22 protein-coding genes are annotated in these 22,403 nt (G+C 60.0%); 15 read left to right on the forward strand and 7 right to left on the reverse strand.

The window, feature by feature from the left end:
• Positions 1–205: 205 nt before the first annotated feature.
• Positions 206–1,099, forward strand: coding sequence for an EamA family transporter RarD (gene rarD / locus SLW75_RS19700; RefSeq protein WP_410935225.1), 894 nt, complete (start codon positions 206–208; stop codon positions 1,097–1,099).
• 51 nt (positions 1,100–1,150) lie between these two features.
• On the opposite strand, the gene SLW75_RS19705 is transcribed toward rarD, so the two are convergent.
• Positions 1,151–1,678 carry a glycine cleavage system protein R gene (locus tag SLW75_RS19705; RefSeq protein WP_065991294.1) on the reverse strand — a complete coding sequence of 176 codons (528 nt, stop codon included), beginning with the start codon at positions 1,676–1,678 and terminating at the stop codon, positions 1,151–1,153.
• 322 nt (positions 1,679–2,000) lie between these two features.
• Here SLW75_RS19705 and SLW75_RS19710 point away from each other — a divergent pair, with 322 nt between their 5' ends.
• A complete protein-coding gene (locus SLW75_RS19710; RefSeq protein ID WP_410935226.1) occupies positions 2,001–4,178 on the forward strand; it encodes a malate synthase G in 2,178 nt (725 codons plus the stop codon).
• 82 nt (positions 4,179–4,260) lie between these two features.
• Here SLW75_RS19710 and SLW75_RS19715 read toward each other — a convergent pair whose 3' ends face one another.
• Positions 4,261–4,707, reverse strand: coding sequence for a response regulator (locus SLW75_RS19715; protein ID WP_065991292.1), 447 nt, complete (start codon positions 4,705–4,707; stop codon positions 4,261–4,263).
• 232 nt (positions 4,708–4,939) lie between these two features.
• On the opposite strand from SLW75_RS19715, the gene SLW75_RS19720 reads away from it, so the two are divergent.
• The 12 genes from SLW75_RS19720 to SLW75_RS19775 all read left to right on the forward strand — a co-directional run bounded on the left by SLW75_RS19720 (position 4,940) and on the right by SLW75_RS19775 (position 17,288).
• Entirely contained in the window at positions 4,940–6,874 is a 1,935-nt protein-coding gene (locus SLW75_RS19720) for a putative nucleotidyltransferase substrate binding domain-containing protein (RefSeq protein ID WP_410935227.1), read from the forward strand.
• Positions 6,875–6,884: 10 nt separating this feature from the next.
• A complete protein-coding gene (locus SLW75_RS19725; protein WP_410935228.1) occupies positions 6,885–7,604 on the forward strand; it encodes a PolC-type DNA polymerase III in 720 nt (239 codons plus the stop codon).
• 172 nt (positions 7,605–7,776) lie between these two features.
• Positions 7,777–8,292 (forward strand): RNA polymerase sigma factor, encoded by a 516-nt coding sequence (locus SLW75_RS19730; RefSeq protein ID WP_410935229.1) that lies wholly within the window; start codon positions 7,777–7,779, stop codon positions 8,290–8,292.
• Positions 8,289–9,281, forward strand: coding sequence for a FecR family protein (locus SLW75_RS19735; protein ID WP_410935230.1), 993 nt, complete (start codon positions 8,289–8,291; stop codon positions 9,279–9,281). Before SLW75_RS19730 ends, SLW75_RS19735 begins: the two co-directional genes overlap by 4 nt.
• 252 nt (positions 9,282–9,533) lie before the next feature.
• Positions 9,534–11,969, forward strand: a complete 2,436-nt coding sequence (locus SLW75_RS19740) for a TonB-dependent siderophore receptor (RefSeq protein WP_410935231.1) — start codon at positions 9,534–9,536, stop codon at positions 11,967–11,969.
• Positions 11,970–12,050: 81 nt separating this feature from the next.
• Positions 12,051–13,190 (forward strand): PepSY-associated TM helix domain-containing protein, encoded by a 1,140-nt coding sequence (locus SLW75_RS19745; RefSeq protein ID WP_410935232.1) that lies wholly within the window; start codon positions 12,051–12,053, stop codon positions 13,188–13,190.
• A complete protein-coding gene (locus tag SLW75_RS19750; protein ID WP_410929926.1) occupies positions 13,187–13,378 on the forward strand; it encodes a hypothetical protein in 192 nt (63 codons plus the stop codon). Before SLW75_RS19745 ends, SLW75_RS19750 begins: the two co-directional genes overlap by 4 nt.
• 282 nt (positions 13,379–13,660) lie before the next feature.
• Positions 13,661–14,149, forward strand: a complete 489-nt coding sequence (locus tag SLW75_RS19755; protein ID WP_065991284.1) for an Hcp family type VI secretion system effector — start codon at positions 13,661–13,663, stop codon at positions 14,147–14,149.
• A gap of 14 nt (positions 14,150–14,163) precedes the next feature.
• Positions 14,164–14,652, forward strand: a complete 489-nt coding sequence (locus SLW75_RS19760) for a hypothetical protein (RefSeq protein WP_410935233.1) — start codon at positions 14,164–14,166, stop codon at positions 14,650–14,652.
• Positions 14,653–14,913, forward strand: a complete 261-nt coding sequence (locus SLW75_RS19765; RefSeq protein WP_410935234.1) for a hypothetical protein — start codon at positions 14,653–14,655, stop codon at positions 14,911–14,913.
• Between the two features lie 325 nt (positions 14,914–15,238).
• Positions 15,239–16,552 carry an MFS transporter gene (locus SLW75_RS19770; RefSeq protein ID WP_410935235.1) on the forward strand — a complete coding sequence of 438 codons (1,314 nt, stop codon included), beginning with the start codon at positions 15,239–15,241 and terminating at the stop codon, positions 16,550–16,552.
• A gap of 106 nt (positions 16,553–16,658) precedes the next feature.
• The gene (locus SLW75_RS19775) at positions 16,659–17,288 is read left to right on the forward strand and encodes a glutathione S-transferase family protein (RefSeq protein ID WP_065991280.1); all 630 of its coding nucleotides are present in this window, start codon (positions 16,659–16,661) and stop codon (positions 17,286–17,288) included.
• A gap of 112 nt (positions 17,289–17,400) precedes the next feature.
• Here SLW75_RS19775 and SLW75_RS19780 read toward each other — a convergent pair whose 3' ends face one another.
• Positions 17,401–17,769, reverse strand: coding sequence for a hypothetical protein (locus SLW75_RS19780; protein WP_065991279.1), 369 nt, complete (start codon positions 17,767–17,769; stop codon positions 17,401–17,403).
• A 282-nt stretch (positions 17,770–18,051) separates the two neighbouring features.
• Positions 18,052–18,552 carry an ATP-dependent zinc protease gene (locus SLW75_RS19785; RefSeq protein ID WP_065991278.1) on the reverse strand — a complete coding sequence of 167 codons (501 nt, stop codon included), beginning with the start codon at positions 18,550–18,552 and terminating at the stop codon, positions 18,052–18,054.
• A gap of 218 nt (positions 18,553–18,770) precedes the next feature.
• Between SLW75_RS19785 and SLW75_RS19790 the strand changes: the two genes are divergently transcribed.
• Positions 18,771–19,658 carry an acyltransferase gene (locus SLW75_RS19790; protein ID WP_410935236.1) on the forward strand — a complete coding sequence of 296 codons (888 nt, stop codon included), beginning with the start codon at positions 18,771–18,773 and terminating at the stop codon, positions 19,656–19,658.
• Positions 19,659–19,706: 48 nt separating this feature from the next.
• On the opposite strand, the gene SLW75_RS19795 is transcribed toward SLW75_RS19790, so the two are convergent.
• The 3 genes from SLW75_RS19795 to fdhA form a co-directional block, all read right to left on the reverse strand.
• Complete coding sequence (locus SLW75_RS19795; RefSeq protein WP_410935237.1) at positions 19,707–20,270, reverse strand: DUF2780 domain-containing protein; 564 nt, start codon at positions 20,268–20,270, stop codon at positions 19,707–19,709.
• 87 nt (positions 20,271–20,357) lie between these two features.
• Positions 20,358–20,948 carry a DUF1190 domain-containing protein gene (locus SLW75_RS19800; protein ID WP_410935238.1) on the reverse strand — a complete coding sequence of 197 codons (591 nt, stop codon included), beginning with the start codon at positions 20,946–20,948 and terminating at the stop codon, positions 20,358–20,360.
• A gap of 185 nt (positions 20,949–21,133) precedes the next feature.
• Complete coding sequence (fdhA, locus tag SLW75_RS19805) at positions 21,134–22,333, reverse strand: formaldehyde dehydrogenase, glutathione-independent (RefSeq protein ID WP_065991275.1); 1,200 nt, start codon at positions 22,331–22,333, stop codon at positions 21,134–21,136.
• Between the last annotated feature and the right edge of the window lie 70 nt (positions 22,334–22,403).

Here is a 22,403-nt window from a genome sequence, read left to right on the forward strand (position 1 = left end):
CCGCGAACTGGCGCGAAGCGGCAGCAATCCGGACACTCGATGTACCAGACGAGGCTAAATCGTCCGGTTTACGACTGCTGCGCAGCCGATCGCGGGACAAGCCACGCTCCTACACGTCAGCCACACGTCCCACGCCTGCGCGACGTTCGGTTAACGAAAAAGATAGAACCATCACCACAACAAAAAACTTGCCGAAGGACCACTCATGCAAGCTGCCAACCCGTGTCGCGGGTACATTCTGGGCCTGAGCGCCTACATCATCTGGGGACTGTTTCCGATCTACTTCAAGGTGCTGGCCAGCGTTCCTTCACTGGAAATCATCGTCAATCGGGCGATCTGGTCGGCCATTTCCGGCTCGCTTCTCTTGCTGGTCTGGAAACACCCCGGCTGGTGGCAGGAGCTACGGGATAACCCCAAACGACTTGCCATTCTCGCCTCCAGCGGCACGCTGATCGCCGCCAACTGGCTGATCTACGTCTGGGCCGTGAACAACAACCACATGGTCGAAGCCAGCCTGGGCTACTTCATCAACCCGCTGATCAACGTGATGCTCGGCATGGTGCTGCTGCGTGAAAGACTGCGCCCCTTGCAATGGGTCGCGGTGATGCTGGCGTTGATCGGCGTGCTTCAGCAGGTCTGGCAAGTGGGCAGCCTGCCATGGGTGTCGCTCGCGCTGGCGTTCACCTTCGGCTTCTACGGCCTGATTCGTAAAAAAGCACCGGTGGCCGCACTGCCTGGCCTCGTGGTGGAGACCTGGATTCTGGTGCCGCTGGCCGTAGGCTGGTTGATGTTCAACCCGCTTGCCCACAGCGCACAGCCGGAATTCTGGACAACATCCGAGGCGCTCTGGCTGGCGGCGGCCGGTCCGGTAACACTCGTGCCGCTGGTGTGTTTCAACGCTGCAGCGAGGCATCTGCCCTACGCGACACTGGGCTTTCTGCAGTACATCGCGCCGACGCTCGTGCTCGCATTGGCGGTGGTGCTGTACGACGAGCACATGCCTTCGGCAACCTTGGTGACCTTCGCCTTCATCTGGGCCGGGCTGATCATTTACAGCGTCGACGCGTGGCGCTCGCTGCGCAAACGCGCCCAGGCCTGAGCAGGTAAGAGGGACCGCTGCAGGCCCGTCAAAAATCGGGACCTGCAGCGGTTACATCGATGACTCGTCGGTCGGCAGATGCAGTTCCACCATCAGGTCATCCGCCAGGGTTTCCAACCGCTGCTGCAGCACATCCAGTGAAAGGTCCATCGGCAATCCCAACTCGGCATGGGCGCGGAACAGCGTTTCGCTGCTCATGGGCGCGGGTTCGACGCTGGTCACCAAGTGCTCCAGGTTGACGCCTTGCTCGGTCAGCACGCGAGTGACGTCGCGCACGATCCCGGATCGATCATTGCCCACCAGGTCCATAGTGATGGGCCTCCACTCCGGCAAGGATTCCGGAAGGACTTCGGCGAACAGTACACGGATGCCTTTTACCGAGAGCCCTTCCAGCGCGCTGCGCAGGGGCTGATGCGCGTCGACCGGCGCGCTGACCCGCAGGATCCCGGCGAACTGCCCGGCCATGTGTGACATACGGCTTTCCAGCCAATTGCCACCGTGATCGGCAATGCATGCGGCGAGCTGCTCGACTACGCCTGGCTTGTCCGGTGCAGACACCGTGACGATAAGATGATCCACAAACGACTCCTTTTATGTGCAGCAACTGAGGCCTGTTTAATACCACGCCTCATGGGTTGCGAGGTGGTTGTGGGGAGTATAGGCAGGTCTGCACTGCCCGCAGCGGTGTAAGCGCGTCAGGAATTTCTGTGTACGATCCGAATAATTTTCTGGAACAATCTGATCGCTCTTTGAGAACATCTCACACCGGTGCCTGACCGACTGCCTAAATCCGGTCGATCGCTGCAAATCAAGTCTGGATTTTCACGCCGCGAACCGTCATGTAGTATCGCCTCGCGCGCACTACATAGATGTCAAATAGCTGAGCAGAGTGAGGCAAGCAATGACTGAACACGTTCAAGTCGGGGGCCTGCGGGTCGCCAATGTCCTGTTGGATTTCGTGAACAACGAAGCCATTCCCGGAACCGGCCTCGACGCCGCTTCATTCTGGGCCGGTGCCGATGCGCTCATCCACGAGCTCGCACCGAAGAACAAAGCCCTGCTCGCCAAACGCGACGAATTCCAAGCGCGTATCGACGCCTGGCATCAGTCCAATGCCGGCAACGCCCATGACGCGTCCGCCTACAAGGCGTTCCTGCTGGAAATCGGCTATCTGCTGCCAGAAGCGGCAGACTTCCAGATCACCACACAAAACGCTGACGAAGAAATTGCCCGCATGGCCGGCCCCCAGTTGGTGGTGCCGGTGATGAACGCACGTTTCGCGCTCAATGCATCGAATGCCCGCTGGGGCTCGCTGTATGACGCGCTGTACGGCACCGACGCCATCAGCGAAGCGGACGGCGCGGAAAAAGGCAAAGGCTACAACCGCGTCCGCGGCGACAAAGTCATCGCCTTCGCCCGCGCCTTTCTGGACGAAGCCGCCCCACTCGCGGCGGGCTCCCACGTTGACTCCACCGCCTACAAGCTGGTCGATGGCATGCTGATCGTCAGCCTCAAGGGCGGCAGCAACACCGGCCTGCACGACGATGCTCAGCTGATCGGCTTCCAGGGCGACGCGTCGGCGCCGACCGCGCTGCTGTTCAAGCACAACGGTCTGCACTTCGAACTCCAGATCGACGCCACGAGCCCGGTCGGCCAGACCGACCCGGCCGGTGTCAAAGACGTGCTGATGGAAGCGGCGCTGACCACCATCATGGATTGCGAAGACTCCATCGCTGCCGTCGACGCCGACGACAAGGTCGTGGTGTACCGCAACTGGCTGGGGCTGATGAAGGGCGATCTGTCCGAAGAAGTCGCCAAAGGCGGTACTAGCTTCACCCGTACCATGAACCCCGACCGCGTTTACACCTCACCCACCGGCGAACCCGTCACGCTGCATGGCCGCTCGCTGCTGTTCGTGCGCAACGTCGGTCACCTGATGACCATCGATGCGATCCTCGACAATCAGGGCAACGAAGTGCCGGAAGGCATTCTTGATGGCCTGCTGACCAGCCTCGCGGCGATTCACAACCTCAAGGGCAATACCTCCCGCGCCAACAGCCGCACGGGCTCGGTGTACATCGTCAAACCAAAGATGCACGGCCCTGAGGAAGTGGCGTTCACCAACGAGTTGTTCGGGCGTATAGAGGCGGTGCTGAACCTGCCGCGCAACACGCTGAAAGTCGGGATCATGGACGAAGAGCGTCGCACCACGATCAACCTCAAGGCCTGCATTCAGGCGGCGAGCGAGCGTGTGGTGTTCATCAACACAGGCTTCCTGGACCGCACCGGTGACGAGATTCACACGTCGATGGAAGCCGGCCCTGTCGTACGCAAGGCGCAGATGAAGGCGGAAAAGTGGATCGGCGCGTATGAAAATTCAAACGTCGATATCGGCTTGAAATGCGGCCTGCAAGGGCGCGCGCAGATCGGCAAGGGCATGTGGGCGATGCCTGACTTGATGGCCGCGATGCTTGAACAGAAAATCGCCCATCCACTGGCCGGCGCCAATACCGCGTGGGTTCCCTCGCCCACTGCCGCTGCACTGCACGCGCTGCATTACCACAAGGTCGATGTGTTCGCGCGTCAGGCCGAGCTTGCCCGGCGCGCGCCAGCCTCGGTCGACGATATCCTGGCCATTCCATTGGCGCCGAACACTGACTGGACAGCCGAGGAGATCCAGAACGAACTGGATAATAACTCCCAGGGCATTCTCGGTTATGTGGTGCGCTGGATCGATCAGGGCGTTGGCTGCTCGAAGGTGCCGGACATCAACGACATCGGCCTGATGGAGGACCGTGCCACGCTGCGCATTTCCAGCCAGCACATCGCCAACTGGCTACGCCATGGCGTGGTCAGCGAGCAGCAGGTAATGGAAAGTCTGAAGCGCATGGCACCGGTGGTGGACCGTCAGAACGCAGGTGATGCGCTGTATCGCCCCCTGGCACCGGATTTCGACAGCAACATCGCGTTTCAGGCAGCGGTTGAACTGGTGATCGAAGGCACACGGCAGCCGAACGGTTACACCGAGCCGGTGCTGCACCGTCGCCGTCGGGAGTTCAAGGCAAAACACGGGGCTTAATCAGCGCCCAGACAAAAGGCGGTGTCCACGCAAATGGACACCGCCTTTTTTATTGCCGCAACGCAGTCCAGAGACGGCATTATCAGGCCATTTCCAGCTCCCGCTTCACCAGTCGCAACAGCTGCTTGGTGTTGATCGGCTTGAGCAGGAAATCCACCACGCTCAGGTGCATGGCGTCGATGGCGTCACGTACGTTGGCGTCGCCAGACACGATAATGATCGGCAACTCCGCACGGTCCGATTCGCGCACCCTTCGAATCAGGTCCAGCCCGTCGCACGGCGCCATGCGCAGATCGGTGATCAGCAGCGCAATGGAGGGCCGGGTCTGCAGCAAGTGCATGGCGCTCGTGCCGCCGGCGGCGGTGATGCAGCTGATGTCATTGAGACTGAGAATTTCGGCCAGAACTTCCCTAGCATCCTTGTCGTCATCGACGATCAACACCCGATGTGGCGATTGGGACGCAGGCGCGAGCATTACCTCATTGAGGGCTTCGCGCTCTTCATCACTCAAAATACTGTGATCGAACATACCCGTCTCATCTTCCTGTCGACTCCAATTCTGACAGCGCAAGCGATTGATACGCTGCACATCCTGTCGGCTTCATGCCGGCCCTGGGGCCTCGCGCTAACTGCATCGCTGCGGTTTTACACCTTGGTTCGATGCGAGCCAATGCCTTTGCAGTCACCTAAGACTTACGTCCAATGGGCACTGCCCGATAAGCGGTCGACCATGGGGTCAATAAAAACAAGCGGTATCGGTCATGAGCAAAGCGGACGCTTTTACCCAGGCAGGCAAAACAGCCGTTCTGCAGAACATCCACGGCACGATGCAGTTCCTGCAAAAATTCCCGCCGTTCAACCAGATGGAAAATGCCCATCTGGCCTACCTTGTGGAACAGTGTCACCTGCGTTTCTACGCTACAGACGAGAGCATCATCAAGCCTAGCGATGGGCCAGTAGAACATTTTTACATCGTCAAGCAAGGCCGCGTCGTGGGTGAGCGCCCCCATTCCGCAAAACGCGGCACCGAGACCACGTTCGAAATAACCACGGGCGAGTGCTTTCCCCTCGCGGCACTACTCGGCGAACGCGCCACACGAACCGAGCATCTGGCGGCCGAAGACACTTTCTGTCTGCAGCTCAACAAGCAAGCCTTCATCAAGCTGTTTGCGCTCTCAAATGAGTTCCGCGACTTCGCCCTGCGCGGCGTCAGCAGCTTGCTTGACCAGGTCAATCAGCAAGTAAAGCAGAAGGCGGTGGAAACACTCGGCACGCAATACTCGCTGAACACGCGACTGGGTGAACTGGCGATGCGTCACCCGGTGACGTGCTCCCCCGACACGCCGCTGCGGGAGGCCGTGCGGCAGATGGACGAGCAGCAAGTCGGCAGTATCGTGATCGTGGACGAGGCCAAAGCGCCGCTGGGTATTTTCACGCTGCGCGATCTGCGCCAGGTCGTCGCCAACATCGACGCCGACTTCGGCGAGCCCATCGAACGCAGCATGATTCAGGCGCCGTTCTATCTGAGCCCGGACGCCAGCGCCTTCGATGCGGCCATTGCCATGACCCAGCGCCATATCGCCCACGTCTGTCTGGTGAAAGATCAGCGCTTGTGTGGCGTGGTCTCCGAGCGCGACCTGTTCTCCCTGCAGCGCGTGGATCTGGTGCATCTGGCGCGCACCATCCGCAGCGCGCCGCGTATCGATTCGCTGGCTAACCTGCGCGGCGACATCGTTCAACTGGTGGACCGAATGCTCGCCCACGGCGCCTCGTCCACCCAGATCACCCAGATCATCACGCTGCTCAACGATCACATGGTCTGCCGCGTCATCGAGCTGACGCTCGAAGAAAAAGGCGATCCTGGCATCGCTTTCAGCTGGCTGTGTTTCGGCAGCGAGGGCCGGCGCGAGCAGACGCTGTACACCGATCAGGACAACGGCATTCTGTTCGAAGCCAGGGACGCCGCCGAAGCCGCCGAGATTCGCGGACGGCTGTTGCCCATCGCCGAGCGGATCAACCAAAGCCTGGCGGTGTGCGGATTTGCCTTGTGCAAGGGCGGGATCATGGCGAGCAATCCGCAGCTGTGCCTGTCGCGGATCGAATGGGCGCGGCGATTCGGCTCGTTCATTCGCGAAGCCACGCCGGAGAACCTGCTGTCATCTTCGATCTATTTCGATCTGCGCGTGGTCTGGGGCGATGAAAGCGGCGGCGATCAATTGCGTCAGAGCATTCTTGCCCAGGTCGCAGACAACGCCTTGTTCCAGCGCATGATGGCCGACAACGCCCTGCGTCAACGCCCACCGGTGGGCCGCTTCAAGGATTTCGTGGTCGCCCGAAAAGGCAGCGAGAAGGACACCCTGGACCTTAAAACCCAAGGCCTGACGCCGTTCGTCGACGGAGCGCGCTTGCTCGCGCTGGCCAACGGCGTCGAGGCGAGCAACACGCTGGACAGGCTGCGTCAGTTGGTCGACAAAGAGGTGATCGACCCGCTGGACGGTGCGGCCTATGAAGAGGCTTATCACTTCATCCAGCAAACCCGCATGCAGCAACATCAGCAGCAGAACCGGCAAAACCTGCCCTACTCCAATCGCATCGACCCGGATGTGCTCAATCATCTGGACCGGCGCATCCTGCGTGAGTCGTTCCGGCAGGCGCAGCGGCTCCAGACCAGCCTCACCGTGCGCTACCAACTGTAAGCGACTGATCATGAATTTGTTCCGCTGGCTCAAACCACCCAAACGCGCCGTCGCCCCTGAGCTGACACCTGAACAGCAACAGCGCCTGCGCGCCTTGCCCGGCCCGGGCGTCCTGGATCAAAAGACACTGCGCCAACAACGGTGGGTCGTGGTTGATCTTGAGACCAGTGGGCTGAATCTGCAGCGGGACGACGTGCTGTCGATTGGCGCCGTGGTCATCGAAGATGGCGCGATCGATCTAGGGCAGCAGTTCGAGCGCACGCTGATGCGCACCGATCACAAACTCAGCCCGAGCGTATTGATTCACGGGCTGGGGCCCACCGCGATTGCGGGGGGCAGCGAGCCGGTAGAGGCGCTGCTGGACTTCATGGGGTTCGTGGGTGACAGCCCGCTGCTGGCGTTCCACGCGGCGTTCGACGAGCACATGTTGGGGCGGGCATTAAAGGAAAGCCTGGGCTATCGCCTGCTGCACCCTTTCATTGATGTCGCCCACATGGCGCCCTTCATTTGCCCGAACGCGAACTTGCGTCAGGCAGGCCTGGACGACTGGACGCGGTTCTTCGGGCTCCACGCCGAAGAGCGTCATCACGCCAGCGCCGATGCCCTGGTGACCGCCGAACTCGCGATGATCCTGTTCAGCCACGCCAGAAGACAGGGGATCGAAACCCCTGCACAGCTTGAGCAAGGCGTGGCGAAATGGCGACGGCAGCAACAATCGCATTCGTTTTAGCGTTCATCCTTCTGGGCCTGCCTCTGGATCCCGCCGCGCCTTACAAATCTAATGGCCGATTCGTACGTCAACCGTTCGGCTTCTTCCTACAAGGACCAATTGCCAGCATTGGGCGGCTCTGACACAATCGCGAACAATTCTCGTTAGCCCCTTTGTTCTCCTCGGTGCGCTTGTGTCGTCACTTCAAAGTCCCCAGCAGCTCGTCGGAACGCTCTATCGCGACCATCGCGGCTGGCTGCTGGGCTGGCTCCGACGCAATGTCGCTTGCCCCCACCGCGCCGAAGACCTCAGTCAAGACACGTTCATCCGCTTGCTCGGCCGCGAGCAATTGCTTGAACCCCGCGAACCCCGGGCCTTTCTGGTTTCGATCGCGAAAGGCTTGCTGTTCGACCACTTCCGTCGTGCCGCGCTGGAACAGGCGTATCTGGACGAGCTGATGCTGATTCCCGAGGGCGAACAACCTTCCCTGGAAGAGCAGCAGCTGATTCTCGAAGACCTCAAAGCCATCGACCGTCTGCTGGGCAAGCTGTCCAGCAAGGCGCGCGCCGCCTTTCTCTACAACCGCCTGGACGGCATGGCCCATGCAGAGATCGCCGCCAAACTCGGCGTCTCGGTGCCCCGCGTGCGTCAGTACCTGGCGCAGGGTTTGCGCCAGTGCTACATCGCACTCTATGGCGAGCCAACATGAGCCGTATTTCTACCCGACCTGTTTCATCCCACGTGCTGGACGCCGCCATCGCCTGGCAACTGTGCCTGGATTGCGGCCGGGGCAGCGAAGCCGAGCGTGAAGAGTTCGCCAAGTGGTACGCCGCCAGCGACGAGCACGCCCGGGCCTGGATGCAGTTGGGCATGGTCGATCAGCGTTTTGCCGGGACCACCGGCCCGGCACGTTCGGCGCTTTTGCGGTCCCGTGACGGGATGGGCTCGCGTTTGCGCAAGCTGGGACGCGGGTTTGCAGGGGTGGCGCTGGCGCTGGGATTGACGCTGTTTCTGGGTGATCGCCTGCTGCCGGTGGATTACTGGCTGGCGGATCTGCGCACCGCCACCGGCGAGCAGCGCACGATTCGCCTGTCGGATAACACCCTGATCCGCCTCAACACCCACAGTGCACTGGACGTGCGGTTCGATGACAAACAGCGGCGGGTCGTGCTTCAAGAAGGCGAGATCTTCGTGGAGACCGGGAGCCACAACGACGCGCGTCCGTTCATCGTCGAGACCCCTGAGGGGCAGATGCGCGCACTGGGCACGCAGTTCCTGGTCAAGCGGCAGGCCGACGGCACGCTGTTGAGCGTGCTGCAATCAGCCGTCGCCGTGCACCCGCAGGCTTCGAATCATGAAAAGGTGCTGAACGAGGGGCAGCAGATGTTGATTCATCGTAACAGCCTCGGGCCCATGCTCGCCCTGACGCCCGGCACCGGCGCCTGGATGCGCGGCATGCTGGTGGTCGATAACGCTCGTCTGGCAGATGTCGTTGCGGAGCTTGCCCGCTATCGTCCGGGCCATCTCGGCGTTGCGACAGACATTGCAGACCTGCGTATCACCGGCAGCTTTCCGTTGACCAACACCGACCTGGCGCTCAAGGCTCTGACGCCCACGCTGCCCGTGCAGATCGAAGCACGTACGCAGTGGTGGGTGACGGTGGTCGGCAGCGGGAAGAAGCCGGCGACTGCGCTTTAATTCGGGGTCTCTTGGGCAGGCTTGGGGCATCTGGATAACCGCAACCCCGTGGGAGTGAGCTTGCTCGCGAAGGGGCCGGTACATCCACTGGATCACCAGGGCTGAAAATTGTCTTCGCGAGCAAGCTCGCTCCCAAAGGGCCTTCGTACGCCTACTGACTAAATTCACAGATTATTTTCGCCCGGCCCTATCACTTTCCATATCTCGTTCGGCACATAGACATTGAGAACCATTTCCATCGAGGTGCCGTTCATGTCCCGCACGCTTCACACCCTTCTGCGACCGAGCCTGCTGGCTATCGCCGTCGCCATTGCCGCGCCGCTGCTCAGTGCGCCGCTGATGGCCGCTTCCCAGACTTCCAGCGTCCGTACCTACGATCTGCCGGCCGCGCCGCTGTCCACGACGCTGACGCAGATTGCCAGTCAGGCGGGCCTGGCCCTGTCGCTGGATCCGGCACTGGCAGCGGGGCGCACGTCGGCGCCGGTTCAGGGGCAGTTCGACGCGTCTGGGGCGATGGGCCAGGCGCTGCGCGGCACCGGCTTGCAACTGAACCTGACCACGGCAGGGACCTACACGCTGGTGGCTGCGCCTGAAGGCGCGATGGCATTGCCGGCCACCAGCATTCAAGGCAGTCAGGAAAGCTTCGAAAGCGCATGGGGCCCGGCGCAGGGATACGCCGCGAGTCGCACCGCAGCCGGCAGCAAAACCGACACCGCGCTGGTTGAAGCGCCGCGCTCGATCTCGGTCGCGACCCGTCAGCAGATGCAGGATCGGGCGGTGCAGAACATCGACGACGCCGTTCGCTACATGCCAGGCGTGGTTGCCAGCAGTTACGGCAGCGACAGCCGGTCCGAATGGCTGAAAGTCCGCGGCTTTGAACCCACCCAATTCCTCGACGGCCTGCCACTGCCGAAAGGGGCATACGTGATGCCGAAAATGGAGACCTGGGATCTGGAGCGCATTGCCCTCCTGCGTGGCCCGGCGTCTTCGGTTTATGGTCAGACCCCGCCAGGCGGCATGCTTGATATGGTCAGTCGTCGCCCCGAAGCCGACGCCAGCCACGAGGTGCAGGTTCAGGCCGGCACTTACAACCGCAAGCAGATCAGCTTCGACAGCACCGGCAAGATCGACGATGCCGACAATTTCGAGTACCGCGTCAGCGGCGTCGTGCGTGACAGCGGCACCTCGGTGGACCACATCGATGACAAGCGCTACAACATCGCGCCGAGCCTGACCTGGAACATCGACCCGGACACCAAACTGACCTTTCTCAGCCAGTTCAATCGTGACGATACCGGGATCACCAGCCAGTTCCTGCCGATTCAGGGCACCAAATACCCATCGGCCGTGGGCCGCGTGAAATATCACGAAAACCTGGGCGATCCGGACTGGGAGTTTTACGACAAGACTTACTACGCGCTGGGCTATGCCTTCGAGCATCGTCTCAACGATGTCTGGCAGTTCAAGCAGAACGTCCGCTATACCAAAAGCGACCTGTCCTTTCAGGGAATCACGGCAGGCGGCTATTTCGGCTCGGTGTCAGACGATGGCACCGTTGCTCGCGGCGCCAACGTCGTCAACGAGGACATTTCCCAGTTCGCGCTGGACAACAACCTGCAAGCCGACTTCGACACGGGCGAACTCAAGCACACCCTGTTGCTCGGGCTCGACTATCAGCGACTGAATCACAACTACAAATGGCAGTACGGCAACGCGCCGACCAGCAACATCGCCAAGCCGATTTACGGGCAGGACTTCAGCAACATCGATTACACCGCGTATCAGGATTACAACCAGAAAACCCGGGACGTCGGCGTTTATATTCAGGACCAACTGGCCCTGGATAACTGGCGTCTGACCCTGGGCGGGCGCCAGGATCTGCTTAAAACCGAATCGAAGTTTTACAACACCAATCAGTCCGACGACCGAACCGACAGCGCGTTCACCGGCAACGCCGCCCTCAGCTACGTCTTCGACTCCGGATTCACGCCTTACATTTCCTACGCCGAGTCGTTCCAGGCCGAGCAAGGCGGCGCCAACGGCGTGGCATTCCAGCCGGGGACGGGCAAGCAGTACGAAGTGGGCCTCAAATACCAGCCGCCTGGCAGCAACATCCTCTTCACCGCCGCGGCCTATGACCTGACCCGTCGTGACATCGTGCTCAGCGACATCCTGGGCGTGCAGCGACCCTTGGGCGAAGCGAAGGTGCGCGGCTTCGAGCTGGAAGCGGTAGGCGATGTCACTGACAACCTGAAAGTGACGGCGTCCTACACCTACGCCAACAGCAAGATGACCAAAGTCACCGACCCGCTGGACAAGAATCGTCCGCTGCCACTCACGCCTGAAAATCAGGCGGCGATCTGGGGTGATTACACCTGGCACAACGGGGTGCTCGACGGTTTCGGCCTGGGCTTTGGCGCACGGTACATTGGCGAGACCGACAATATTGCGATCGGCAGTTACGGCTTTGTCGCCGATTCCAACTACGGGCACAGCAATGCCTACACCGTCTACGACGCTGCCGTGCATTACGACCTCGGCCGCATGAACAACGCCCTCAAGGGCGTGAGCGTGTCGGTCAATGCCAACAACGTCTTCGACAAGGAATACATTTCCACCTGCGACGGCTTCTATTGCTACTACGGCGACCGTCGTACCGTGCTCGCGAGCGTAGACTACAAATGGTAATCGTTTAAACTCTCATTACCCGAAACAAGGGCCGCTCCCACACAGCGGCCTTTGTCGCTTTCGCTGACTCCGGATTTCCACATGAAAAGCCAAACCATTCGCCGCTGGTCTTTCATCCACACGTGGACCAGCCTGATCTGCACGGCATTCCTGCTGATGCTGGCGATCACTGGCTTGCCGCTGATCTTCAGTCACGAGATCGCTCACCTGACGGGCGATGCACCGGAATTCAAGGAAATGCCCGCCGGCACGCCGCATCTGGACCTCGAGCAACTGGTTCGCTCAGCCGAGGCCCATCGCCCCGGCGACGTGATGCAGTATTTCGGCTGGGATGATGATGACCCCAACGGCGTCTACGCCATCATGGGTAAAACCGCCGGCGGCGACCCCAATGAATCCCACAGTTTCATGCTCGACGCCCGCACCGGCGAAGCGATGGAAACGCCGAGCGCCAACGGCGGTTTCATGATGATCATGCTGCGCCTGCACGTGGACATGTATGCAGGGCTCCCGGGCAAGCTGCTGCTGGCATTCATGGGACTGCTGTTTGTCATGGCGATCGTGTCCGGCGTCGTGTTGTACGCGCCCTTTATGCGTCGGCTGGATTTCGCCACGGTGCGGCCGAACAAATCCACGCGGGTACGCTGGCTTGATCTGCACAACCTGATCGGGGTTGTCACGCTGACCTGGGCCATGGTCGTGGGCCTGACCGGTGTGCTCAACGCCTGCGCCGATTTAGTGATCGCCCAGTGGCGCACCGACGCGCTGATGACCATGATCGCGCCCTACAAGGACGCCCCACCCCTGGCCGAACGCGCACCGGCAACCCGATTGATCGACATCTCCAAAGCCACTGTCCCCGGCGCCGAGCCGAGCTTCATTGCCTTTCCCGGCTCCCGTTTTTCCAGCGAGCATCACTACGCCGTGTTCATGAAAGGTGACACGCACCTGACGTCTCACCTGCTCACCCCCGTACTGATTGACGCCCAGGACTTGCACGTGACCGCGACGCTGGGACGCCCGTGGTACATGGACGCCCTGCTGCTGTCGCAACCGCTGCACTTCGGCGACTACGGCGGCATGCCGATGAAAATCCTCTGGGCCGCGCTGGACGTCTTGACCATCATCGTCCTCGGCAGTGGCTTGTACCTGTGGTGGGTCCGTCGTCGCGCCACAGTCGCTGCGGCAAAAGCAGTCGCCGTAGAGGCGGAAGTGGCATGACCCGACACAAAAAGCACCCCGCGTTCTGGAAGACCTTCGGCACGCCCGGCTGGATCGCCCTGCTGACCGCAGTCGGCCTGTTCGCCGCGCTGCTGGGCGACGGTGCGTGGGATGTACTCGCCTGGGTCGGCATGGCCATTCCAACCTGGTACAGCTGCAAAGGATTGATGGCGCGCAAGCGGGTTTGATTCACCGAAGCCCCGCTTTTACAAGATTTACATCGAACCGTTCCCAATGAACCGGCTTGCTTTGACGATGGCAGAGGCGCGCGCATCCGCAGTAAAGCACCGCATCCTGCCTGGCGTCCCTTGGTTATAAGTCGAACAAGTCCGTAAGAAACTTCCCTCGCAACAACACTAAGCGTCCTACACGCTCCGACTCCCAGGCTGGCCTCCCCTGCGAGTCACCCTCCCGATAATCGATATTCCGCCCTGGCAGGGCATCCACACTATCCATCGGGAAGACCCACAATGGCGCTCGACGCATTTTTGAAGATTGAAGGCATTGCTGGCGAAGCACTGGATGAGCAGTGCAAAGACTGGATTGAAATCACCGGATATTCGTTCGGCACCTACCAGAGCGCGTCCGTCACAGCCAGCACGGCTGGCGGCGCGACTTCCGGGCGCACCACGCTCAGCAACCTGACGCTGACCAAGATGCTCGACAAGTCGAGCTGCAAACTGATGGCAGCCAACTGCGCCGGAGAGCACTTCAAGGAAGTGAAGCTTTCCGTACACCGTGCAGGGGGCGACAAAATGAAGTTCTACGAGATCATTCTCGAAGAAGTGATCATTGCCGAATACAACCAACTCGCCAACGACGGCATTCCCACCGAACTCATCCAGCTCAACTACGGCCGTATCCGCTCGACCTACACCCTGCAAAAAAGAAACGACGGGAGCGCGGCCGGCAGCGTAACGGGCGGATGGGACAGGATCGGCAATAAGCAATATTGCTGAGCGAGGGATATGTCATGGACTTCGAACGTACCCAACATGTCGGCCATTACGGTGTCGTGTTTACGCTTATTCACTTCACCGTGCAGCCGGACGATGCCGCATCGTTGAGAACGATCAACCTACCGGAAATAACCAGGAGCCATTTTGAGGTCACCCGGTTGATTGAGGAAACCTACGAGCGAATGCTTGCACAGGGGCGGCCTTGCCGGATGGTGCTTGCGGTGTCTAATCGCCTGAGCCGGAATACTGCCGATCTATTAAATGATCAACGAGTGAGAGTGGGTGGCGCCATATCCTCGCTGAGCGGCAAAGCTGTTACAGAGGTGTTCGGTCCGATAGTGGGAGGGATGGCGGGCATGTTCTCAGGAGGGAAGGCCAAACAAGGAATTCCGACCTACCACGTCGGTGATGTAATAGTCAGTATCGACGCTCAAGTCGCGGGAGGTATTGGCCCTCAGAGGTCCTCGTCAGCATTGCTGCTTAAAAACAACGGTGATGGCTAGATGGCGTTTTATATCTCGTTAATCATCGTCGCGGCTGCCATCTGGAGCGCCTGTCGAGTCACAAGACGCTGGCGCTATCAGTGGGTGCTTGGCCTCGCCATAATCGTCTTTTGGTTTACTTACGTTGTCCCTTGGGTCGTGAGAGCGGAAGCGATTGAAGATGAGCAGTTTCTTGATTATGAAATATTGCTCGAAGGCCTGCTCTACGTAGGGTTGGGATTACTGGGCGACAACTGGTGGCGTGACGACGAGCCAAAGTAGCGAACCGCATTGCCTCACCAGACGACTGGCTTGCCCCCCGCTCCTCAAGCGAGGGACAAGCATTTTCCGCCATTCCAGTCATCATACGACCGTCGGCAATTTACAAAGCCAGCCAGCCTGCGTTCTGCCCCCTCAATTCACGGCCCCCTAGGCACTCGATCGCCAAAAACCCAGCCCCGCCGGTGGCAATCCAGTTACATATAGAAATACAATGGCAATTTATGGGTATTCCCATTGACAACAAAACGTGCTTTTGACTAAATCGAGTCATACGACGACGTATAACGATCGCCGCCTAATAAAAACAATACCCAGAGTGGACTCGATGAAAATCAAAGGCATCCGTTGGTGGATGGTCGCGCTGATAACCGGCGGCCTGATCGTCAACTATCTCGCGCGCAATACCCTCTCCGTCGCCGCTCCCACCATGATGAGCGAGCTGAACATCTCCACCGAACAGTACTCGCACGTCGTCATCGCGTGGCAGATGGGCTATGCCTTCATGCAGCCGGTTGCCGGTTACGTGATCGACGCCATCGGCACCAAAATCGGCTTTGCAGTGTTCGCCATCGCCTGGTCTGTGGCGTGCGCATCGGCGGCTATGGCCACCGGCTGGCAGAGTCTGGCGTTCCTGCGCAGCTTGCTGGGCATCACTGAAGCGGCGGGGTTTCCTGCAGCGATCAAAGCAACCACCGAATGGTTTCCGGCCAAAGAGCGCTCGGTTGCCATCGGCTGGTTCAACATCGGTTCGTCGATCGGTGCCTTGCTGGCCCCTCCCCTCGTGGTCTGGGCGATTCTGCACAGCGGCTGGCAGATCGCGTTCATCATCGTCGGCGGGCTGGGCCTGCTGTGGAGCGCGGGCTGGTTATTCTTCTACAAACACCCGCGCAATCAGCGTCTGCTGGGTGACGAGGAGCGCGATTATATTCTTGCCGGTCAGGAGTCCCACCTGAAGGACGCGCCGACCAAGCACGCCAGCTGGAAGAAGATCGTCGGCACCCGCAATTTCTACGCAATCGCGTCAGCCCGCATGCTGTCAGAGCCGGCCTGGCAGACGTTCAACGCCTGGATTCCGCTGTACCTGATGACCGAGCGTCACATGAACATCAAGGAAATCGCGATGTTTGCCTGGCTGCCGTTTCTCGCAGCTGACATCGGCTGCGTGCTGGGCGGTTACCTGAGCCCGTTTTTCTACAAGCATTTCAACGTGTCCCTGCTCACGTCGCGCAAGATGGTGATGGTGCTGGGCTCGCTGTGCATGATCGGCCCTGGCTGCATCGGTCTGGTGGACAGCCCTTATGTCGCCATCGCGCTGCTGTGCGCCGGAGGTTTCGCGCACCAGACGCTGTCGGGCGCCCTGTACGCAATCACGTCGGACTCCTTCGGCAAGAACGAAGTGGGTACGGCAACAGGCCTCGGTGGCATGTTCGGGTTTCTCGGCGCGGCGTTGTTCACGCTGGTGCTCGGGATCATGGTGACTAAAGTCGGCTACAGCCCGCTGTTTGTGGCGCTGGCCGCCTTCGATCTTATCGCCGCCACAATCATCTGGTTTGTCGCCAAGCCGCTGCTGACCGGCACACCTGCGGCGCAATCCGGCAGACCATCGGCTGATTCGGCCGATGGGGTCCCGACGGTCTGACATCAATGTCCGGGCCGTCGCAAATCGGCCCGGCAATGCTTCAGGATATTGCGCAGCGTCCTGGCCCTGACTAGTCTGGAGGCCCAGGCCGATCAGAGGAATGTCCATGTCTGCGCCCAGCATGACGCTGTATTACAACGCCGCTTCGCCCTTCGCTCGCAAGGTGCTGATCTTGCTTCATGAGACCGGACAGGCGAGCCGGGTCAGTCTCAAGGCCGTTGCCCTCACCCCCGTGAGCCCCGACGTTGAACTCTGCCGCGGCAATCCGTGCGGAAAAATTCCGGCGCTGTGCCTGGCCGACGACAACGTGATCCATGACAGCCGGGTGATTCTCGAATACCTGGATCAACAACATGTCGGCAACCCCCTCATTCCCAAGGAAGGGTCGGCGCGCTGGCGGCGATTGACGCTTGCGTCACTGGCCGATGCCCTGCTGGACGCTGCACTGCTCATCCGCTACGAGACCTTTCTGCGGCCCGAGGAAAAACATTGGTCGGAATGGCTCGACGCCCAGCAGCAGAAAATCGATCGCACGCTGGCCTATTTCGAAGCCGAAGCCGTCACCGAATTGAGTACGCATTTCGACGTAGCGTCGATCAGCGTGGCATGCGCGGTGGGCTATCTGGATTTCCGCCAGCCCAATCTGGGCTGGCGCAGCAGCTACCCACGATTGGCGAACTGGTATTACGAAGTCAGTCAGCGGCCATCGATGGTAGAGACTCAGCCGCCTGTGTAGAAATCGGTCACGCAGCAATGAGTAGGCTTTAGATAAACGCTAACCTGCAGGTAGGTGGGCGCAAAAATCGCATACTAAAAGGCCGGATAACTCCGGCCTTTTTGCTTCGTCTTTAGCAGCGTTTCGCGGCTTTCAACAATGCATTACAGTTCTGCGGCTGCGCTGCTTCCTTCTGCGTCTGGGCAGACTGAACGGTGCCCTGTACAGGACCCGAGCAAATAGCATCCGAGTTCACTACGACTACAGAGGTAAAGTAACAATTGTAAATTCCCTTATCGCTCTTTACCTGAAAACGCACCGACTCCAAGGAAGCCGATTTTGACAAAATAGTGATTTTGTCGCTGCTGGTGTTCAGGGCAAAGGCGGCCTTTTCCTGCAAGTCCGAGTCACTCTGCGTACGTTGCGCAATGGAGCCACAACCAGAAATGCTGACGGCAACGACAGCGGTGATTACAAGTTTTTCAAACGTGATGCACTTCATGCTTTAGGGTCCATTCCATTAGTTTGCGTGTAATACAGGCCAGCGCTACCAGCCGACCGCCATCATGACATTTTTAAGCGTCGCGACTCGGCGTTTTGGCCTCTGAGTGAGTGAAGACCTCGGTTCCCCATAATGCTCAAGGTGGCCCGCGCGAGGTCGTAGCGCTTCATCTTGTTTCGTTCAGTCGTGACTTATTCCAATAAGTAGGCCATCAAATCGGATCATATGCCGCATGCCTGAAGCGTCCCGCGCAATCGCTCGGGGACGCAATCAAAACGGCCATCAGCACTCAGGCTTATCGGCCGTATAACGACGCGCCGGGTTAACCGCCGCGCCGAATTCACGCAGGGCCTTGGCGCCGATCAGCAACGGATAGTTGAAATGGCTGCGGTCGACGAGGTTGACCTCCACGGTGCGTTTCACGTTGCCCAGGCACAGCTCAAGATCGACAACCGGGCGCTTGGTGGGATCGGCCGGCTCTTCGTCATCGTCGCCTTCGGAACGGCCCTTGATCCGGCTGATGCGCGACACCTTGTGCTCGTAGACTTTGCTGTCGGCGTCCTTGGTCGCCAGACGGAAACGCACCCAGTCATCGCCATCGCGCTTGAACAGTTCGATGTCCTTGGCCGACAGCGATGCGGTCAACGCGCCGGTGTCCATCTTGGCTTTGAATGTCTCGCCGATCTCCGAGACCTGAATGTATTCGTAACGACCGTACAACGTCGGTTCGGCAGCCATGACAGGCAACGCCAGCAAAGACATAAGCGCCAGAAGGGATTTCACGGATCTGATTCCTCGTGATGAATGGGCGGGGCGTGTGCCCGGTTTAGACCGTCACTCTGCCGATGGTTCGCGGCAGGCTTCGCGCTCAGGGCCAAGCGAGCCAAGCATAGGGAGCCTACTGACAAAGGCGTGAAACATTCGTCGGTATCGCCAGGATTTTGCGCCAACCGCCCGGCCTGCTTATCATTGCGCGCCACCCTGTCGACCGCGAGTGCCTTATGCGTCACCTGCTCACCGGAATTGCCGTCACGCTGCTGCTTCTGCTCAATACGCTGGTGCTGATCGGCCCACTGATGGTCTTTGCGCTGCTCAAGTTGGTGTTCCAGAGCGAGATGCGCGACAACTGCTCGGTGGCAGTGATGTGGATCGCCGAGACCTGGTGTGAAATCAACAAGCTGATTTTCAAAATCTGCCTGCCAACCCAGTGGGAAATCCGCGGCGACCAAGGCCTGCGTGGCGATACCTCCTACCTGGTCATCGGTAACCATCAGTCGTGGGTAGACATCCCGGCGCTGGTGCAGGCGTTGAATCGACGTACACCCTTCTTCAAATTCTTCCTAAAGAAAGAACTGATCTGGGTGCCGTTTTTGGGGCTGGCATGGTGGGCACTCGATTACCCGTTCATGAAGCGCTACACGAAGGCGTTTCTGGCCAGGCATCCCGAGCTCAAGGGCAAGGATCTGGAAATCACCCGCGAGGCATGCGAGCTGTTCAAACGTCAGCCCGTGACCGTGGTGAATTACCTGGAAGGCACACGCGTCACCCCGGCCAAGAAAGCCCAACAGGCTTCGCCCTATCGTTACTTGCTAAAGCCCAAGGCAGGCGGCGTCGCATTCGTGCTGGCAGCGATGGGTGAGCAGCTGGACGCGGTGCTTGATGTGACGGTCGTTTATCCAAGCGAGCGCATCCCGGGGTTCTGGGACTTGCTATCAGGACGAGTGCCACGGGTGATTGTCGACATCAAGACCCGCGAACTCGACCCTGCGCTGTGGCAGGGCGATTACGAGAATGACCCGGTGTTCCGCGTGTATGTGCAGGACTGGGTCAACCGGCTGTGGCAAGAGAAGGATGCGCGGATCGCCGAGTTACGCGGCGCGATTGCTTAGCACATCCGTAGCAGCAGGCGCCCCGATTGCCGGGGCGCTGCAACTACATTACTTGGCGCCCCAGACGCCACTCAACGCCTGCAACGCTGAACCGCCCGCGCCTTGCTGACCGAGGTACTGCAGAATCACCGGCACGAACTGGCTGACCATGCTGCTGTTCATGCCCAGGGCGCTGAACGCCTTGTTCACGTCGCCCATGCTCTGCACATTACCCAGCGCGCTGTCCAAGGCAGAGTTGCTGCTCCCGGAATTACCCAACAATCCACCCAGACCACTCAGGCTGCCGAGGGCCGAGTTGCCGGCCAGTTGATCAAGGCCTGGCACTGATTTGCTCAGTTGCGAATAGTCGTTGCCGGCGAGCTTGTTCTTGGCCAGCCCCAACAAGGCGCCGGTCCCGCCCACCGCTTGCTCCGGCGTGACGTTCAACCGCGTGCCCAGCGTGTTCAATAGCCCGGCTGCCTCGGGCGCGGCGGTTGCCTTTTGCTGACCGCCGGTTGCATTGGAAACGGCATTGGCCGCGTCATTCAGATTGAAAGCGAAGACCGGCGTGACTGCGAGCGCCATCAGGCTCGCCAGCGCAGCACCACGTACATTTCTCAGTGAAACTTTCATCGCAACAACCTCGTTTGCCAGGAGACCGGCCATGACCGGGTAAACACGCGTTGGACCGCCCCTCGAAGGGAAGTTCCACCCAGGGCCTCAGGGTTTGCTGACATAGAACAAGCGCTGCGGCTCGAAGGTCCGCGCCAGCCGTTGATCCGCAGCCGTCGAGCCCGCCTGCAAGAGCCGGTGGCGAATGAACGCCTTATCGAAATGCTCACCGTTGTGAAGCTTCTCGCGCAGGCTGATCAAGCGCGTACCGCCCTGATGATCGGCACCGCGATATAGCGGTTCACTGAAGAGGCGCACATGAGGGTCGGCGCTACCTCCGGTGGATTTCACCTGAACCTGGGTGATGATCGCGAAACCGGACAGCCAGGGGGACCACAGCCGGGAAACGTCGGCAGCGAAACACTCACCCGGGGTGAAGTCAGCCTCGCAGTCCGCCAGCTCGCGGTAGGTTGGTGCGACGCGCACATGTTGACGGTAAGCCGCGCGGTATCCGGCCTCGCAGACTGGCGGCTCCACCCCGGCCCAAATACACGCGTTGGGGTTTTCAAAGAACATTTCCGACGATACCCAGCCCGATGTAACAGGCACCAGGTGAGCGCTGGTCAGCGTGGCAGGCAAGACAATGAGCGGCGTTGCGACGAGGAAATGAATCGAGGTTCTGACCCACCAGACAAACATGCATGACTCACCAGCTGAAAACGGGCAGGACAAATAGCACGGAGAAAACGCCGCTGAAACAAGCAGGAATGGAATTCAAACGCTCCCCAACCATTTTCAGAAACGCCCTACAAATGCCGGACTAGAGGCCTACGTCAGGCATAAAAAAAGCGACCCAAAGGTCGCCTTTTGAGAGCGTCAGAGAATCATGCGGCGCTGAACAGTTTGTGCGGGTCGATGACGAATTTCTTCGGCACACCGGCATCGAACTCGCCGTAACCGCGCGGCGCGTCGTCGAGGCTGATGACTTCCACGCCAACCACGTCGGCAATGTTGATGCGGTCCCACATGATCGCCTGCATCAGTTGACGGTTGTACTTCATGACCGGCGTCTGGCCGGTGTGGAAGCTGTGGGATTTTGCCCAGCCCAGACCGAAACGAATGCTCAGTGCGCCGACCTTGGCGGCAGCGTCCACGGCGCCCGGGTCTTCCGTCACGTAAAGGCCGGGAATGCCGATCTTGCCGGCGACGCGAACCACGCCCATCAGCGAGTTGAGTACGGTGGCCGGTGCCTCGGCCTTGGCGCCCGCGTGCCCATGGCCACGTGCTTCGAAGCCTACGGCATCGACGGCGCAGTCCACTTCAGGCTCGCCCAGCAGATCGGCGATCTGCTCGTGCAGCGGGGTGTCTTTGGAGAGGTCGGCGATCTCGAAACCCTGGGCCTTGGCGTGCGCCAGACGCACCGGATTGACGTCACCGACAATGACGACTGCCGCGCCAAGCAAGCGCGCTGAAGCGGCGGCGGCAAGCCCCACGGGACCGGCGCCGGCGATGTACACCGAGCTGCCCGGACCAACACCGGCAGTCACCGCGCCGTGGTAGCCGGTGGGCAGGATGTCGGAGAGGCAGGTCAGGTCGCGAATCTTCGACATCGCCTTGTCGCGATCAGGAAGTTTGAGCAGATTGAAGTCGGCATAGGGCACGAGCACATATTCGGCCTGGCCGCCGGTCCAGTCGCCCATGTCGACATAACCGTAGGCACCACCGGCGCGGGCCGGGTTGACGGTCAGGCAGACGCCGGTGTGTTGCTCTTTGCAGGAGCGGCAACGGCCGCAGGCGACGTTGAAGGGCACGGACACCAGGTCACCGATCTTCAGGTTTTCGACGTCGCTGCCTTTCTCGACCACCTCACCAGTGATTTCGTGACCCAGTACCAGGCCGACCTGGGCAGTCGTTCGGCCACGCACCATGTGTTGATCGGAGCCACAAATGTTGGTGGAAACCACGCGCAAGATCACCCCGTGCTCGATCTTCTTGCCGCGCGGGTCCTGCATCTTGGGATAGTCGATTTTCTGTACTTCGACCTTGCCCGCGCCGAGATACACCACACCACGGTTACCAGACATACATGTCACCTCTCTATTTGTTATTGATTGGGTGAATCAGTGAGCTTCAAGCCGCAAGCTTCAAGCAGCA

The sequence above is a fragment of the Pseudomonas sp. W5-01 genome (genome assembly GCF_046540435.1).
In the GTDB taxonomy this organism is placed as follows: domain Bacteria; phylum Pseudomonadota; class Gammaproteobacteria; order Pseudomonadales; family Pseudomonadaceae; genus Aquipseudomonas; species Aquipseudomonas graminis_B.

Bases quoted from the DNA above. Each gene is read 5' to 3' on its own strand.
- SLW75_RS19715 (WP_065991292.1), bottom strand. From the start codon at position 4,707: ATGTTCGATCACAGTATTTTGAGTGATGAAGAGCGCGAAGCCCTCAAT.
- SLW75_RS19765 (WP_410935234.1), top strand. From the start codon at position 14,653: ATGGCGTTTTATATCTCGTTAATCATCGTCGCGGCTGCCATCTGGAGC.
- SLW75_RS19795 (WP_410935237.1), bottom strand. From the start codon at position 20,270: ATGAAAGTTTCACTGAGAAATGTACGTGGTGCTGCGCTGGCGAGCCTG.
- SLW75_RS19740 (WP_410935231.1), top strand. From the start codon at position 9,534: ATGTCCCGCACGCTTCACACCCTTCTGCGACCGAGCCTGCTGGCTATC.
- SLW75_RS19720 (WP_410935227.1), top strand. From the start codon at position 4,940: ATGAGCAAAGCGGACGCTTTTACCCAGGCAGGCAAAACAGCCGTTCTG.
- SLW75_RS19755 (WP_065991284.1), top strand. From the start codon at position 13,661: ATGGCGCTCGACGCATTTTTGAAGATTGAAGGCATTGCTGGCGAAGCA.
- SLW75_RS19800 (WP_410935238.1), bottom strand. From the start codon at position 20,948: ATGTTTGTCTGGTGGGTCAGAACCTCGATTCATTTCCTCGTCGCAACG.
- SLW75_RS19780 (WP_065991279.1), bottom strand. From the start codon at position 17,769: ATGAAGTGCATCACGTTTGAAAAACTTGTAATCACCGCTGTCGTTGCC.
- SLW75_RS19760 (WP_410935233.1), top strand. From the start codon at position 14,164: ATGGACTTCGAACGTACCCAACATGTCGGCCATTACGGTGTCGTGTTT.
- rarD (WP_410935225.1), top strand. From the start codon at position 206: ATGCAAGCTGCCAACCCGTGTCGCGGGTACATTCTGGGCCTGAGCGCC.
- SLW75_RS19710 (WP_410935226.1), top strand. From the start codon at position 2,001: ATGACTGAACACGTTCAAGTCGGGGGCCTGCGGGTCGCCAATGTCCTG.
- SLW75_RS19790 (WP_410935236.1), top strand. From the start codon at position 18,771: ATGCGTCACCTGCTCACCGGAATTGCCGTCACGCTGCTGCTTCTGCTC.
- SLW75_RS19735 (WP_410935230.1), top strand. From the start codon at position 8,289: ATGAGCCGTATTTCTACCCGACCTGTTTCATCCCACGTGCTGGACGCC.
- SLW75_RS19750 (WP_410929926.1), top strand. From the start codon at position 13,187: ATGACCCGACACAAAAAGCACCCCGCGTTCTGGAAGACCTTCGGCACG.
- SLW75_RS19770 (WP_410935235.1), top strand. From the start codon at position 15,239: ATGAAAATCAAAGGCATCCGTTGGTGGATGGTCGCGCTGATAACCGGC.
- SLW75_RS19775 (WP_065991280.1), top strand. From the start codon at position 16,659: ATGTCTGCGCCCAGCATGACGCTGTATTACAACGCCGCTTCGCCCTTC.
- SLW75_RS19745 (WP_410935232.1), top strand. From the start codon at position 12,051: ATGAAAAGCCAAACCATTCGCCGCTGGTCTTTCATCCACACGTGGACC.
- fdhA (WP_065991275.1), bottom strand. From the start codon at position 22,333: ATGTCTGGTAACCGTGGTGTGGTGTATCTCGGCGCGGGCAAGGTCGAA.
- SLW75_RS19725 (WP_410935228.1), top strand. From the start codon at position 6,885: ATGAATTTGTTCCGCTGGCTCAAACCACCCAAACGCGCCGTCGCCCCT.